The organism is Acidithiobacillus sp. M4-SHS-6, from assembly GCF_047421495.1.
Lineage (GTDB): Bacteria > Pseudomonadota > Gammaproteobacteria > Acidithiobacillales > Acidithiobacillaceae > Acidithiobacillus.
Map to the genome: position 1 here is coordinate 2,413,123 of NZ_CP175559.1, position 13,167 is coordinate 2,426,289.

The following is a 13,167-nucleotide window of genomic DNA, read 5'->3' on the forward strand; positions in this document are numbered from 1 at the left end:
GACCGTGGATAGCAAGGCTCTCAATACCCGTTGCGTAGAACTTTTCCAGAATCCCAACGTCCGCCTGCGCATGTGGAACGCGCGGATGTTCTGGCATGTCGGTGATCAGATGAATGTGGCCCCTGCCGCCCTTACCGATCCCAAAGTCGACACCTGCGAGCTGGAAGTCATGCTCAGCGCTGCCGCCCTGACCAACTCCGAATGCGCTGCGGAACTGGACAAAAAAGAACCCGGCCGGGTGGCCTTCATCCAGCGTCAGGTACGCGAAGGTATGCGCCCTCTGCTGCGCCCTGCCAATAACGCCTGAGAATTCTAGCCCGCAATACTGGAGTGAAGACGATTTTCACTCCAGCAATTGGTTGACTTGGGCCGCTCTTTGCGACCCCACCTTCACAAGCCTGACATTTTCCCTGGCGTAAATCACTGGGCATCATCGCCTCCTTTTGGCAAAAAGTTGGCCGGGTTGTATGCTTATACCCAGTTAGTGCTTTTTCAGGTATTGATCATGTCCAAAAAAAAGCCTCCCCTACCCTTGCAGACTCCCGACGGCAGTACCCATATCCTGCTCCATTCCTGTTGCGCTCCCTGCGCCGGGCCGATCATGGACGATATTCGCAAGGCCGGCATTGAATATACGGTTTTGTTTTACAACCCGAATATTCATCCCCAGGCGGAATACGCATTGCGCAAGGAAGAAAATATTCGCTATGCCGAAGCCTTGGGCGTGCCTTTCGTCGATCTGGATTATGACAAGGACAACTGGTTTGCGCGAGTCAAAGGCCTGGAATGGGAACCGGAACGGGGCAAACGCTGCACCGCCTGTTTCGACATGCGCTTTGAACGCTCCGCGCTCTACGCGGCAGAACACGGTTTCAGCGTGTTCAGTAGCACCCTCGGCATTTCGCGCTGGAAAGACATGAACCAGATCAATGCCTGCGGAGCCCGGGCGGCTGCCCGGCATGAAGGCTTGCAATACTGGGATTACAACTGGCGCAAGGGCGGGGGTAGTGCCCGGATGATTGAAATCGCCAAGCAGGAACAGTTCTATCAGCAGGAATACTGCGGCTGTATCTATTCCTTGCGCGACACCAACTTGCATCGCCTCAGTCAGGGCCGCGAAAAAATTCTGCGCGGCATCAAATTTTACGGCAAGGACAGGCGCCCTCAGGAAAACGCGGGTGAGGACTTCAAGGGCATCAACAATACATAGCGGTCTCCCGGACCCAGCATCTCAAACAAGGGATAATGCAAGGGCATGCCGCGGGCTTTTCCCCAGTCCGCCAGGGCTGAATAGGCCTTCCACGAGGCGATAGCCGCATTGGCGGTCACTTGTACCCTGACGACACCCTGAGCTGGCCACTCGCCCCGTAACCACCCTGCCGGGGTTCCATTATCCGCATCCACCAGATAGCCTAACCGGGCTTTGACCCGGGCATCGCCCCCGCTACCTGTCTCGCTTTCCATCAGGGTGATTTTCGTATGACCGCGCAAACTGGCTGGTAACTGCGGAGCCAACTTGCCTCTGGCCTTGACCATCTGCCGATAAGTGCCCTGAAAATTCTGGTAGATGTAAGCATGGGCCATCCCCCTTTCTTCATGCACCTCTGCGCCATGAAACACTCCCAGCCACCACAAGGTGCCCAGCACCAGCAGCACAAATACTACCAAAGGCCCCGTCCAACCCCTTCGCCAGTCACGTTTCGGGACTTGTTTGATCTCCGCCATGCGCATACACCTCTGTAAAATATTCCCAGGAGAATCCCGGGCCTGGATCCCATTTGCGGCCGGGAGCAATATCCGCGTGGCCGACCATGCGCTCTGCACTGATCGCCGGAAACAATGCCTGTAAATCCCTGGCTAAAGCCGCCAGGCGTTGATATTGTTCCGGCAAGAAGCGTGTGCTTTCGCTGCCCTCCAGCTCAACGCCCACACTGTAGTCATTGCAGGCAGATCGTCCCTGCCAGGAAGACGCGCCCGCATGCCAGGCCCGATCCCAAACACTCACATGCTGCCAAAGCCGGCCATCTCGCTCAATGAAAAAATGGGCAGACACCCGCAGGTTCCGCAACTGTTGATAGTAAGGGTGCCGATCAAAATCCAGACGGCCCATGAAAAACCGGGGTACCTCGGCACTGCCAAACTGTTCAGGCGGCAGGCTGATGGCATGCACGACCAGTAGGTCCACGACCGTACCAGCAGGGCGCTGATCGTAGTAGGGAGATGGCGCCGCAAGCGCCTGGCCATGCCAGCCCGTCGCAGTCCAGGGAGACGTGGACTCCGTCATCAAGGCAACTCTTCAGGGGGGAGGTCGGCATGGGCATCCAGCCACTGCTCCAGGGCATGGACCCGTGCTTCCACCTGAATCGGCCGTTGATATTGCCCATCTCGAAACCAGAACAAAGCCGGCAAATGATACACATCAAACTCCTGGGTAATCCCCATATCCACCCCCGCATCAATCTCCCAAACCTGTAGATTGGCGCGGTGCTCTTCCAGTTTCGCCAGAAGCCGCCGCCAGATACGGCAGGAATGGCACCCTGCGGAGCTGAAAAACAGCACGACTTCGCCCTGGGTTGCTGCCATGCGCTGCCAAAATCCGAGCTCGGAAACCGTTTGCATAACCATTCCTCCTGCTAAAGCTGCGGGTGTTGCCGCTCCTGCGGGCCACGCAAACGATTCATGGCGGAAAGATAAGCCTTGGCACTGGCCACCACAATGTCCGTGTCGGCACCCTGACCGTTCACTGCGCGGCCACTGGCGTCCTGCAGGCGAACAGTCACCTCACCCTGGGCGTCCGTGCCGGTGGTAATGGCATTCACTGAATACAAGAGCAAACGGGCTTTGCTATTCAACAGACTTTCCATGGCCTTGAATGCCGCATCCACGGGGCCGCCGCCCTGCGCCTTGGCGGTTTTGGCCACGCCATCCACCCAGACTTCCACCGTCGCCTCGGGATGCGTACCCATTTCCGAGCAGACCCGCAAATAACCCAGACGATAATGTTCGGCCTGATCTTCCTGCAGGTCTTCATTGACCAGTGCCTGGAGATCTTCATCGAAAATTTCGGCCTTACGGTCGGCGAGATCCTTGAAACGGGCAAAAACCTGATCCAGGGTGTCTTTGTCCAGGTGAATGCCCAAGGTATCCAGACGTGCGCGCACGGCAGCCCGTCCCGAGAGTTTGCCCAGGGTCATCCGGTTCGCTGACCAGCCGACATCCTCGGCGCGCATGATTTCATAGGTCTCGCGGTGTTTCAGCACGCCGTCCTGATGGATGCCGGACTCATGGGCGAAAGCATTGGCACCCACAATGGCCTTGTTGGGCTGAACCGGAAAACCGGTAATGGTCGAAACCAGTTTACTGGTCGCGACAATCTGGCGGGTATCAATGCGGGTATCGCAACTGAAAATGTCCCTGCGGGTGCGCACGGCCATGACGATTTCTTCCAGAGCGGCATTGCCGGCCCGCTCGCCGAGGCCGTTGATGGTACATTCCACCTGGCGGGCACCATGCTGCACGGCAGACAGGGAATTGGCCACCGCCAGCCCCAGATCGTTATGACAGTGCACGGAAAATATGGCTTGATCCGCATTGGGAATCCGCTGCCGCAAATGGGCAATCAGTTGCCCAAAGCGATCAGGGAGATTATAGCCGACCGTGTCGGGAATATTGATGGTTTGCGCCCCGGCCTGGATCACCGCCTCAATGACCCGGCACAGAAAATCCTCCTCGGATCGCCCCGCGTCCTCGGGAGAAAATTCCACATCATCGCAGAATTGCCGCGCCAGCTTTACCGCAGCGACCGCACGCTCCAGCACCTCGTCGGGACGCATCCGTAATTTGGATTGCATATGAATCGGGCTGGTAGCAATAAACGTATGAATGCGCGCCGCATTGGCCTCTTTCAGCGCCTCGCCCGCGCGCCGGATATCCTCATCCCGCGCCCGCGCCAGCCCACAGACCCGACTTTCCCGCACGGTTCTGGCAATGGCCTGCACAGCAGCAAAATCACCGGGGCTGGCGACGGGGAAACCCGCTTCGATGACATCCACCTGCAGGCGTTCCAAGGCCTGGGCAATCCGCAATTTTTCCTCCCGAGTCATGGAAGCTCCCGGAGATTGTTCACCATCGCGCAAGGTGGTATCAAAAATGATCAAATGTTCTGTGGCTGTTTTCATGGTCTTCCTCCCAACCTGCTGGAAGGATTGTACTCTGCTACGCGGCTTTCACGAAGACAACCACCCGATCTGCGGACAGCGCTCAGGATCTGCGGCGCAACCAGCGATACACCGTCCGCTCACTCACCCCCAGAATTTCGGCAACACGGCGGCGATTACCCTGGTGTTGGCGTAACAAGGCATCCAGATCATCCGGCTGGGTCCTGGTCCGCAGCGGCGTTTGGTGGACTGATGCATCACTGGCGGATGAGGAAGCCGACCAATGCGGCCCAGCAGCACCGGGCCGGGATAATTCAAAATCCAGATGGCTAGCCTGAATGACTGGACCATCAGCCAAAGCCGCCGCTTTTTGCAGAATATTGCGCAGTTCTCGGACATTTCCCGGGAAATCGTAGGCAAACAAACGTCTTTCCGCTTCTTTCGAGAGAGACCACTGCCCTCCCCAACTTTTCCCGATCCGCTCCAATAACACCTGAGCTATGCCGGGAATATCCTCACGACGCTCCCGCAAGGGCGGCAGATCAATGGTGATGGCGGCCAGTCGATAATATAAATCCTCGCGGAATTGCCTTTCCTCCGCCATTTCCAGCAAATTGCGATTAGTCGCCGCAATGATGCGCACGTCCGCATGCAAGATTTCCGCCCCGCCCAAGCGCCGAAAGGTTCCCGTTTCCAGAACCCGTAACAATTTGGCCTGCATGCTCAAGGGCAACTCGCCGACTTCATCCAGAAACAGGGTTCCCCCATCGGCCATCTCATAAAGGCCGCGCTTCCGTCCCAGACACCCGGTAAATGCACCCCTTTCATGGCCAAAAAATTCACTTTCAAATAATGTCTCCGGAAGGGAAGCACAATCTACGGTAATGAAGGCTCCTGAAGCCCGGGCTGAAAACTGATGTAAAGCGCTGGAGGCCAGTTCCTTGCCCACCCCGCTTTCACCATAGAACAAAATGCTGGCATCCGTGCGCGCAGACATTTCGATATGATGCAAACATTTCAAAAAGGCCGGAGAACGGCCTACCATGCGCATTTCGCCACAGGTAATTTCATCATCATGATGGAGAAGACGAATGATTTCTTCACCCAAATAGGTATTCCCGTCCTGATCTTTTATGGCATGTCCACGAATACGCACATGTTCGGCATGATTCTGATGGTCGTAATGAATATGCCGGACATCGTGGGCCTCGCCCGTCGTAAAAACGGCCTGATGGGGACAATCCTCTCCACGCATGTGACAAGGCACCGGCGAATGATGGGAAACTTCATGACAGCAGCGTCCCAGCACCTCATCAGATTGCATGCCATAGGCTTCCTGATAGGCACGATTGGCCGCAATGATCCGATAATGTTCATCAATCAAAACCATGGGATTCTGCTGGATGTTCAAAACACTTTGCACATCCAGCCCCGGTGCAGACCTCGGCTTCTTGGTGGACGGCTGTCCATCGGCAGAAGTGGGATCACGATTTTGCATATCCATCATTTGCCTCGGGGCCTGGTCGGCCAGCGTCATTGAGTGAAGATCTGAAACATCTCTACAAATAATACACACCCTCTTCCCATGGGGATGCAAGAAAATTTTTATTGACATAACTAAATTATATTTATTTATGAACAGTTTTTATCCGCTTCCCAATAATGTCATGACTTGTCATGACAGGTCATGACATTATCCATAACCTCCCAGGTTAAAACCCGGAGTTAATCCATCAATCAGATTATCATGATTTATTAATCAATCATGATAATGAAATGGTTAGACTAAAACCATGACATTATTTTTGTCTGGCATATTTACTGCTTGTCTGGTTAGGCATCCACTGACAAGGGGAGTCCATATGGCTGGCATGTACATTATTTGCTTGAGCGGCGAGCGCGAAAAATTGCAATTTGCAGCGATGGCGGCTTCCGTAGCCGCCGTATCAGGAACTGCCGTCCATATTTTTCTGTCCATGAACGCCTTTCCCTACTTCATCAAAGGCGAAAGCAAGGAAGCACCGGCAGAAGGCAAGATGGGAGAAATTATGGCGGAACGCAAGGTGCCCCCTTTCTATCAGATTTTCGAACAGGCGGTAGAACTGGGTGATGCCAAGATCTGGGCTTGTTCCATGGCGATGGATGTCCTCGGCGTCCAAGAGGACGGCATGGAAGAGATTGTGGCAGGGCCTTTGGGTCTGACCAAGTTCCTGAGTGATGCCGAGGGTGGTCAGATTCTGACCTTCTGATGGTATGCGCAGATTTCCCCATATACATGGCGAGTAAGGAGTAGCACATGAGTGAACGTGTCGTAGATGCCCGGGGCAGTTTTTGTCCGGGACCGCTGATGGAACTGATTTCCAACATGAAAATGATGCAGGTGGGGGACACACTGGAACTGTTGTCCACCGACGCCGGTTCTGCTGCCGACGTTCCGGAGTGGGTCAAAAAAGTCGGGCATGAAATGATAGATACGGAACAGGACGGCGAAGGCACCTGGCATATCCGGGTCCGCAAGGCCAAGTAAGTTATTCACAGGGTCAAACGACCCAAGGAGAGTGACATCATGAGAATTCTGGTTGTAGGTGGCGGTATGGGCGGTACCATTTTCGCGAATCATCTGGCGCGACGCATCTACCATGAAATGAAATCCGGCAAGGCGCGCATCACCATGCTGTCTGCCAGCCATGAGCACGTGTATCAGCCGGGCTGGCTCTACGTGGCCATGGGTCGCGCGACTCCCGACGAACTGGTCCGGGAGCAGCAAAGCCTGCTGGAACCGGGTATCGAGTTCCATGTGGATCCTGTCGAGGAATTTCATCTGGCCGAGAACCACGTCAAGTGCCAAAGCGGCAAGATCCATGAATATGATCTGATGGTCATTTCGACGGGTTCGCGGCCTTTGCCCGAAAAAATTCCCGGCCTCAAGGAAAATTCCATCAACTGCTATACCGCCGACGATGCCGTGGAATTCTTCAAGCAACTGTCGGACTTCAAGGGGGGACGCATTGTGGTGACGGTGGGCCTGCCCCACAAGTGCCCGATGATTCCCCTGGAAATCACCTTTGCCATGCACGACTTCATCAAGGATCGCGGCCTGCTGGACAAGACCGAGTTCTACTACACCTACCCCATTGGTCGCGTCCACAGTCTGGAGAATGTGGCCAAATGGGCGGCGCCGGAATTTGACCGGATGGGTATCAAGTACGAAACCCTCTTCAACATGAAAGAAGTGGACGGCAAAAACGCCGAAGTGCTGAGCGAAGAAGGGAGCGCCGTCAAATACGATCTGCTGGTGGCGGTACCTCCCCACAAGGGGCAAGAAGTCATCGAGAAAAATGGCCTGGGCGAAAATGGCTGGATTCCCACCAATCGTTCTTCCCTGCACATGGAAGGCGAACACGGCAAGAATGTCCTGGTCCTCGGCGATACCACCAATCTGCCCATCAGCAAGGCGGGTTCCACGGCGCACTTCGAGGCGGAAACCGCTGCCGAGAATGTAGCGGCGATCATCAAGATGGGGCGGCCGGTGAAAAGCTATGATGGCAAGGTGTTCTGCTTCATCGAGGCGGGCAAGGATCGGGCCACTTATGCCGTGTTCGATTACAAAAACCCACCCCAGCCCAAGGCACCCACCGGTGCCGTCCATGCCTTCAAGATGTCCTACAACAAACTCTACTGGGCGACTGCCCGTGGTTTACTCTGAGGAGGTGACGCATGGCTGCAGTCTTGGCAGAAACTTCTCAGGATGAACTGCAACGTGCCCAGGAGGCGCTGGTGCGTCTGGTGCAGAATGGGGATCTGGAACACATTGTGCAGCTGGCGCGGCTTAGTGGCGCGGCTGCCGATTCCATGAGCGATGAAATGGTCGGGCGTCTGGCCGGCCTGGCCAGCGATGGCCTGGACTTGCTGGATCGGGTGAATCGCAGTCAGGTGGTCAATGCCCTGCCGGCCATCTCGGCACTGGTGGAGAATGGGGATCTGGAGCGCATTGTCCACCTGGCGCGTATGGCCGGAGCAGTCGGTGATTCCATGAGTGACGAAATGGTTTCCCGGCTCGCTTCTCTGGCTACCGATGCCATGTGCCTGCTGGATCGGGCCACGCGGACCGGGGTCATGGACCATCTGCTCGGCGTCGCCGAGAAAATGGATCAGGATCATATCCTCACGGATTTCCTGCATTGCCTCAGTGGTGCCACCGAAGAGGCCGCCAGCGCTCCGGCTCCCAAGGGCGGCATCTCAGGACTCTGGGAGATGATGAAAAAACCCGAAACCCAGCAAACCCTTCAGTTCCTCATGCTGGTCGGCAAACACTTCCGTTCCTGCCGGCTGAGGCACTGATCAACAAAATAGTATTACAAAGCGCTCTACTCGCCCCGCTTGCAGCCCCTGTTGTTGAGGGGCTTTTTTATCTCCCGGCGCTGTATCAGAGAGCTTCTTTTTTATCTTCCAGCATCTGTTCTATCCGCGGACCAAGGATGATTTCCATGGCAAAGCCCATTTTGCTGCCGGGCACCACCAGGGTGTTGGAACGCGACATGAAACTTCCGGGAATCATTTGCAGCAAGGTTGGGAAATGCTCGGCCTTGTGATCCCGGAAGCGGATGACCACCATACTTTCATCGGGGGTAGGAATATCCCGGGCTATAAAGGGATTGGAGGTATCCACCAGAGGTACGCGCTGGAAGTTGATATGGGCACGTGAGAACTGGGGGGTAATGTGATTGATGTAATCCGGCATACGCCGCAGAATGGTGTCCACAATGGCTTCTGCAGAATAACCGCGCTGGGCGTTATCCCGATGAATTTTTTGGATCCATTCGAGGTTCACGACCGGAACTACCCCCACCAGCAGATCCACATAATTAGCCACATCCACATCTTCGGTTTTTACACCACCATGCAGACCTTCGTAAAAAAGCAGGTCCGTACCGGTGGGCATATCCTGCCAAGGCGTGAAGGTTCCAGGCGCGCTGCCCCGCAACTCAGCCTCGACCTCATCATGCACATAATAACGCATCTGCCCGTGGCCGGTTTCTCCATAACTCCGGAACAGGCGCTCCAGGGCCTCGAAATCATTGCCTTCCGGTCCAAAATGACTGATGGTTTTTCCTTCAGCCGCAGCCTTGGCAATGGCTTCGCGCATTTCCGCCCGGTTATAGCGATGAAAACTGTCCCCCTCAATAATGACCGGGTTGACTTTCAGACGCCGAAAAATGTCATGAAAGGCGTGCTTGACGGTGGTGGTACCCGCTCCGGAAGAACCGGTGACCGCGACAACGGGATATTTTTTGGACATGGTTTGGACCTCATAGTGTGAAAAATGCTTGCGCTGGCCCGCGTATTCAAAGACCGCCTTTCGATCAGTGTAACAAAGAAGGTCTGACGGTCAATATGAAGCGCTCCGGATAGCGTCCACATACCGCCGCAAAGTGCATCAAGGTCGCGATTACCGTCCAAGATTCTGCCAGATGGCAGCGGTCGCCTCATGCTGGTTCAAGGTGTAAAAATGCAGGCTGGGTGCTCCCTGCGCCAGCAAATGTTCACATTGCCGACTCAGCAATTCAATCCCGAACTGGATCTGAGACTGCAGATCATCGCCATAGGCCTCCATGCGGCGGCGCAGATATTGGGGTAACTCGGCACCACACATGGCAGAAAAGCGGGTAATCTGTTCAAAGTTGGTGATGGGCATGACCCCTACGATGATCGGAACATCAATGCCGCGCTTTTGTAAATCGTCCCGAAGTTGCCAATAGGCATCGGGATTATAAAAATACTGGGTGATAATACTATCCGCACCCGCTTGGACTTTTTCCACCAGATGTTGGATATCATCCGGGGCAGAAACTGCGCGCGGGTGGATTTCCGGATAGCCAGCCACATAAATCTCAAAACCGCCAAACTGGTGAATAAAAGCCACCAAATCGGCGGCATATTCAAAGTACCCAGGGTTGGTCATGCCTTCGGGCAGATCACCGCGCAGGGCCACAATCTTTTGAATACCCAGGGCACGGTAACTTTCCAGAATTTCCCGGATGCCGTCTTCGGTAGAGCCGATGCAGGACAAATGAGGAACCGCCTCCAGATCATAGTCCTGACGTATCATGGCGACCGTGGCATAGGTCAGCTCCCGCGTGGAACCTCCCGCGCCGTAAGTCACCGAAGCAAATTCCGGCTTCAATGGTTTCAAGACGCGGAGGGTTTCCCGCAGGCGTTCCTCACCTGCGGCATTTTTCGGCGGAAAAAACTCGACGGAATACGCCATCAGTAACGATACGCGTCATTCTTGAAGGGCCCATGGACATCCACACCCAGGTATTCCGCCTGGGCGGGGGTCAACTGGGTCAGCACCCCGGCAAAACCTTCCACCATGTATCTGGCCACTTCTTCATCCAGGGTTTTCGGCAACACGGTAATCCCAATCCGGGACACCTTCTGATCGGCAGGCAGGTCGGCAAAACGTTCACCGTAAAGATGAATCTGCGCCAACACCTGGTCGGCAAAAGAGCCGTCCATGATGCGGCTGGGATGCCCGGTGGCATTGCCCAGATTCACCAGTCGCCCTTCTGAAAGGAGGATCAGATAATCATCGCTGTCGGCGTTGAAGCCCTTGCCCGCAGGGGCATCTCGATAGACCTTGTGAACCTGGGCCTTGACCTCATCCCAGGCCCAGTTGGCACGCATGAAGGCCGTGTCAATTTCATTGTCGAAGTGGCCGATATTACACACCACCGCGCCCTTCTTGAGCGCCTTCAACATGCCGGCATCACAGACATTGTAATTGCCCGTGGCCGTCACCAGCAGATCGGTTTGTCCCAGCAGCTCCCGATCAATACAGGCTTCGGTACCGTCATTAATGCCCTTCTTGTAGGGCGAAACCACTTCATAACCATCCATACAGGCCTGCATGGCGCAAATCGGGTCGACCTCGCTGACCCGTACAATCATGCCTTCCTGACGCAGGGAAGCGGCCGAACCCTTGCCCACGTCACCGTAGCCCAGCACCAGGGCGCGCTTGCCCGAAAGCAAATGGTCGGTGGCCCGTTTGATGGCATCGTTGAGCGAGTGGCGACAACCATACTTGTTGTCATTTTTGCTTTTGGTCACCGAGTCATTGACGTTGATGGCGGGCACCTTGAGCTTGCCCTCCTTGGCCATTTCCCAGAGGCGGTGGACACCCGTTGTGGTTTCCTCGGAAACCCCATGAATATTTTCCAGCAGCTCGGGATATTTCTCGTGAAGCAAGCCGGTCAGATCACCTCCATCATCCAGTACCATGTTGGGCCGCCAGCCCTCAGGACCGGTAATGGTCTGTTCCACACACCACCAGTACTCCTCCTCGCTTTCTCCCTTCCAGGCGAAAACCGGAATACCGGCCGCGGCAATAGCCGCGGCCGCCTGATCCTGGGTAGAAAATATATTGCAGGAAGACCAGCGCAGCTCGGCACCCAAAGCCACCAATGTTTCGATGAGCACAGCGGTCTGGATGGTCATGTGGATGCAGCCAGCAATACGCGCGCCCTTGAGTGGCTGTTGCGCCTGATACTTGCGCCGGATGGCCATCAAGGCGGGCATTTCGGTTTCGGCAATACGGATTTCCTTGCGTCCCCAGGCCGCCAGGGACATATCCGCCACCTTGTAATCTTCAGCAGTTTTCAGCACAGCATTCATGCAGGTCGTTTCCTTTTATCATGAAAGCGAGCGCGGTTTTACAGGAGGAAAGCGGGCCGAGCCTGACCGCCAGATCCTTGGCGACTGCAGCGCTCCTCGACCCGATCTTCCGGCGGAGATTCTCTCCGCGCAGAGGTTTTTTACCGCAGTCCGGCAGCGTCCCGCAAGGCCGCGGCCTTGTCGGTCCGCTCCCAGGTAAATTCCGGTTCTTCGCGGCCAAAATGTCCGTAAGCGGCGGTTTTTCCATAAATCGGCCGCAACAGATCCAGCATCTGGATGATACCCTTGGGGCGCAAATCGAAATGTTCCCGAACCAGGGCCGCAATGCGGTCATCATCCATTTTGCCCGTACCAAAGGTGTCCACGGTCAGACTGACGGGCTGGGATATGCCGATGGCGTAAGCCACCTGCACCTCACAGCGCTTTGCCAGACCCGCTGCGACGATGTTTTTGGCGACGTAACGGCCCGCATAGGAGGAGGAGCGATCGACCTTGGAAGGATCTTTCCCCGAAAAGGCACCGCCGCCATGACTCCCCTGACCACCGTAGGTATCGACGATGATTTTCCGGCCGGTGAGGCCACAGTCCCCTACGGGTCCACCAATGACAAATCGTCCCGTGGGATTGATCAGATACTTGGTATCCTTGTGCAGCATTTCCGGGGGCAATACCGGCTTGATGATTTCTTCCCGCACGGCTTCCACCAGATCCGCATGGGAGATATCCGGGCTGTGCTGGGTAGAAAGGACGACGGCATCAATGGCTACCGGACGACCATCTTCGTAACGCACGGTGACCTGACTTTTTGCATCGGGACGCAGCCAGGGCAACCGACCATCCTTGCGCACCAGGGCCTGGCGCTCGGTGAGACGATGGGCAAAGTAAATCGGTGTCGGCATCAGCACATCGGTTTCATCACAGGCAAAGCCGAACATCAAGCCCTGGTCGCCAGCGCCCTGATCCAGATCCAGGCCCGCTCCTTCATCCACGCCCTGGGCAATATCCGGGGACTGTTTATCGATGGTCTGCACCACGGCACAGGAAGCCCAGTCAAAACCCATTTCTGATGAATCATAACCGATACGGCGCACGGTTTGCCGGGCAACGTCGGCATAATCGACGATGGCGCTTGTGGTGATTTCGCCTGCCAGCACGATCAGCCCGGTGGTAACCAGGGTTTCTGCGGCAACCCGGCCACGCGGATCCTGAGTCAGAATGGCATCAAGGATGGCATCGGAGATCTGATCTGCGACCTTGTCGGGATGACCTTCGGAAACAGACTCAGAAGTAAAAAGATGGCTTTTGGACATGCGTTCAGGCTCCTTGCTGGCGTGGC

General features: G+C 55.7%; 15 protein-coding genes and 1 riboswitch. Of the genes, 6 read left to right on the forward strand and 9 right to left on the reverse strand.

Annotation, left to right across the window (positions count from 1 at the left end; all coding sequences use genetic code 11):
- Nucleotides 1-4 precede the first annotated feature (4 nt).
- Both ACJU26_RS12530 and ACJU26_RS12535 read left to right on the forward strand, forming a co-directional pair.
- Nucleotides 5-307, forward strand: a complete 303-nt coding sequence (locus ACJU26_RS12530; protein ID WP_024892967.1) for a hypothetical protein — start codon at nt 5-7, stop codon at nt 305-307.
- Nucleotides 308-505: 198 nt separating this feature from the next.
- Nucleotides 506-1,210, forward strand: a complete 705-nt coding sequence (locus ACJU26_RS12535) for an epoxyqueuosine reductase QueH (RefSeq protein ID WP_414039967.1) — start codon at nt 506-508, stop codon at nt 1,208-1,210.
- On the opposite strand, the gene ACJU26_RS12540 is transcribed toward ACJU26_RS12535, so the two are convergent.
- From ACJU26_RS12540 to ACJU26_RS12560, 5 genes are all read right to left on the reverse strand, one after another.
- Nucleotides 1,165-1,725, reverse strand: a complete 561-nt coding sequence (locus ACJU26_RS12540; RefSeq protein WP_414039968.1) for a hypothetical protein — start codon at nt 1,723-1,725, stop codon at nt 1,165-1,167. The genes ACJU26_RS12535 and ACJU26_RS12540 overlap by 46 nt on opposite strands.
- The gene (gene ampD, locus ACJU26_RS12545; protein WP_414039969.1) at nt 1,694-2,284 is read right to left on the reverse strand and encodes a 1,6-anhydro-N-acetylmuramyl-L-alanine amidase AmpD; all 591 of its coding nucleotides are present in this window, start codon (nt 2,282-2,284) and stop codon (nt 1,694-1,696) included. Before ampD ends, ACJU26_RS12540 begins: the two co-directional genes overlap by 32 nt.
- Complete coding sequence (locus tag ACJU26_RS12550) at nt 2,284-2,619, reverse strand: thioredoxin family protein (protein ID WP_414039970.1); 336 nt, start codon at nt 2,617-2,619, stop codon at nt 2,284-2,286. Before ACJU26_RS12550 ends, ampD begins: the two co-directional genes overlap by 1 nt.
- Before the next feature lie 14 nt (nt 2,620-2,633).
- Nucleotides 2,634-4,178 carry a 2-isopropylmalate synthase gene (locus tag ACJU26_RS12555; protein ID WP_414039971.1) on the reverse strand — a complete coding sequence of 515 codons (1,545 nt, stop codon included), beginning with the start codon at nt 4,176-4,178 and terminating at the stop codon, nt 2,634-2,636.
- 82 nt (nt 4,179-4,260) lie between these two features.
- Nucleotides 4,261-5,661 (reverse strand): sigma-54 interaction domain-containing protein, encoded by a 1,401-nt coding sequence (locus tag ACJU26_RS12560; RefSeq protein WP_414041981.1) that lies wholly within the window; start codon nt 5,659-5,661, stop codon nt 4,261-4,263.
- 358 nt (nt 5,662-6,019) lie between these two features.
- On the opposite strand from ACJU26_RS12560, the gene ACJU26_RS12565 reads away from it, so the two are divergent.
- From ACJU26_RS12565 to ACJU26_RS12580, 4 genes are read left to right on the forward strand one after another with little or no spacing between them, the layout of a single operon-like run.
- Complete coding sequence (locus tag ACJU26_RS12565) at nt 6,020-6,406, forward strand: DsrE/DsrF/DrsH-like family protein (RefSeq protein ID WP_414039972.1); 387 nt, start codon at nt 6,020-6,022, stop codon at nt 6,404-6,406.
- Nucleotides 6,407-6,453: 47 nt separating this feature from the next.
- Complete coding sequence (locus ACJU26_RS12570) at nt 6,454-6,684, forward strand: sulfurtransferase TusA family protein (RefSeq protein ID WP_414039973.1); 231 nt, start codon at nt 6,454-6,456, stop codon at nt 6,682-6,684.
- Nucleotides 6,685-6,723: 39 nt separating this feature from the next.
- A complete protein-coding gene (locus ACJU26_RS12575; RefSeq protein ID WP_414039974.1) occupies nt 6,724-7,863 on the forward strand; it encodes an NAD(P)/FAD-dependent oxidoreductase in 1,140 nt (379 codons plus the stop codon).
- Nucleotides 7,864-7,874: 11 nt separating this feature from the next.
- Nucleotides 7,875-8,498 carry a hypothetical protein gene (locus ACJU26_RS12580; protein WP_414039975.1) on the forward strand — a complete coding sequence of 208 codons (624 nt, stop codon included), beginning with the start codon at nt 7,875-7,877 and terminating at the stop codon, nt 8,496-8,498.
- Nucleotides 8,499-8,583: 85 nt separating this feature from the next.
- Here ACJU26_RS12580 and ACJU26_RS12585 read toward each other — a convergent pair whose 3' ends face one another.
- The 4 genes from ACJU26_RS12585 to metK all read right to left on the reverse strand — a co-directional run bounded on the left by ACJU26_RS12585 (nt 8,584) and on the right by metK (nt 13,141).
- Nucleotides 8,584-9,456, reverse strand: coding sequence for a phosphoribulokinase (locus ACJU26_RS12585; protein ID WP_414039976.1), 873 nt, complete (start codon nt 9,454-9,456; stop codon nt 8,584-8,586).
- Between the two features lie 150 nt (nt 9,457-9,606).
- Entirely contained in the window at nt 9,607-10,425 is an 819-nt protein-coding gene (metF, locus tag ACJU26_RS12590; protein ID WP_414039977.1) for a methylenetetrahydrofolate reductase [NAD(P)H], read from the reverse strand.
- Nucleotides 10,425-11,831 carry an adenosylhomocysteinase gene (gene ahcY, locus ACJU26_RS12595; protein WP_414039978.1) on the reverse strand — a complete coding sequence of 469 codons (1,407 nt, stop codon included), beginning with the start codon at nt 11,829-11,831 and terminating at the stop codon, nt 10,425-10,427. Before ahcY ends, metF begins: the two co-directional genes overlap by 1 nt.
- 21 nt (nt 11,832-11,852) lie before the next feature.
- A riboswitch (S-adenosyl-L-homocysteine riboswitch) is annotated at nt 11,853-11,935 on the reverse strand.
- Nucleotides 11,936-11,971: 36 nt separating this feature from the next.
- Nucleotides 11,972-13,141: a methionine adenosyltransferase gene (gene metK, locus ACJU26_RS12600; protein WP_414039979.1), complete on the reverse strand. Its 1,170-nt coding sequence runs from the start codon at nt 13,139-13,141 to the stop codon at nt 11,972-11,974.
- Nucleotides 13,142-13,167 lie beyond the last annotated feature (26 nt).

Excerpts from the sequence above, each read along its gene's own strand:
- ACJU26_RS12540 (WP_414039968.1), bottom strand. The coding sequence starts at position 1,725 with ATGGCGGAGATCAAACAAGTCCCGAAACGTGACTGGCGAAGGGGTTGG.
- ACJU26_RS12555 (WP_414039971.1), bottom strand. The coding sequence starts at position 4,178 with ATGAAAACAGCCACAGAACATTTGATCATTTTTGATACCACCTTGCGC.
- ACJU26_RS12570 (WP_414039973.1), top strand. The coding sequence starts at position 6,454 with ATGAGTGAACGTGTCGTAGATGCCCGGGGCAGTTTTTGTCCGGGACCG.
- ACJU26_RS12580 (WP_414039975.1), top strand. The coding sequence starts at position 7,875 with ATGGCTGCAGTCTTGGCAGAAACTTCTCAGGATGAACTGCAACGTGCC.
- ampD (WP_414039969.1), bottom strand. The coding sequence starts at position 2,284 with ATGACGGAGTCCACGTCTCCCTGGACTGCGACGGGCTGGCATGGCCAG.
- ACJU26_RS12585 (WP_414039976.1), bottom strand. The coding sequence starts at position 9,456 with ATGTCCAAAAAATATCCCGTTGTCGCGGTCACCGGTTCTTCCGGAGCG.
- ahcY (WP_414039978.1), bottom strand. The coding sequence starts at position 11,831 with ATGAATGCTGTGCTGAAAACTGCTGAAGATTACAAGGTGGCGGATATG.
- ACJU26_RS12550 (WP_414039970.1), bottom strand. The coding sequence starts at position 2,619 with ATGCAAACGGTTTCCGAGCTCGGATTTTGGCAGCGCATGGCAGCAACC.
- metF (WP_414039977.1), bottom strand. The coding sequence starts at position 10,425 with ATGGCGTATTCCGTCGAGTTTTTTCCGCCGAAAAATGCCGCAGGTGAG.
- ACJU26_RS12560 (WP_414041981.1), bottom strand. The coding sequence starts at position 5,661 with ATGGATATGCAAAATCGTGATCCCACTTCTGCCGATGGACAGCCGTCC.
- ACJU26_RS12535 (WP_414039967.1), top strand. The coding sequence starts at position 506 with ATGTCCAAAAAAAAGCCTCCCCTACCCTTGCAGACTCCCGACGGCAGT.
- ACJU26_RS12575 (WP_414039974.1), top strand. The coding sequence starts at position 6,724 with ATGAGAATTCTGGTTGTAGGTGGCGGTATGGGCGGTACCATTTTCGCG.
- ACJU26_RS12565 (WP_414039972.1), top strand. The coding sequence starts at position 6,020 with ATGGCTGGCATGTACATTATTTGCTTGAGCGGCGAGCGCGAAAAATTG.
- metK (WP_414039979.1), bottom strand. The coding sequence starts at position 13,141 with ATGTCCAAAAGCCATCTTTTTACTTCTGAGTCTGTTTCCGAAGGTCAT.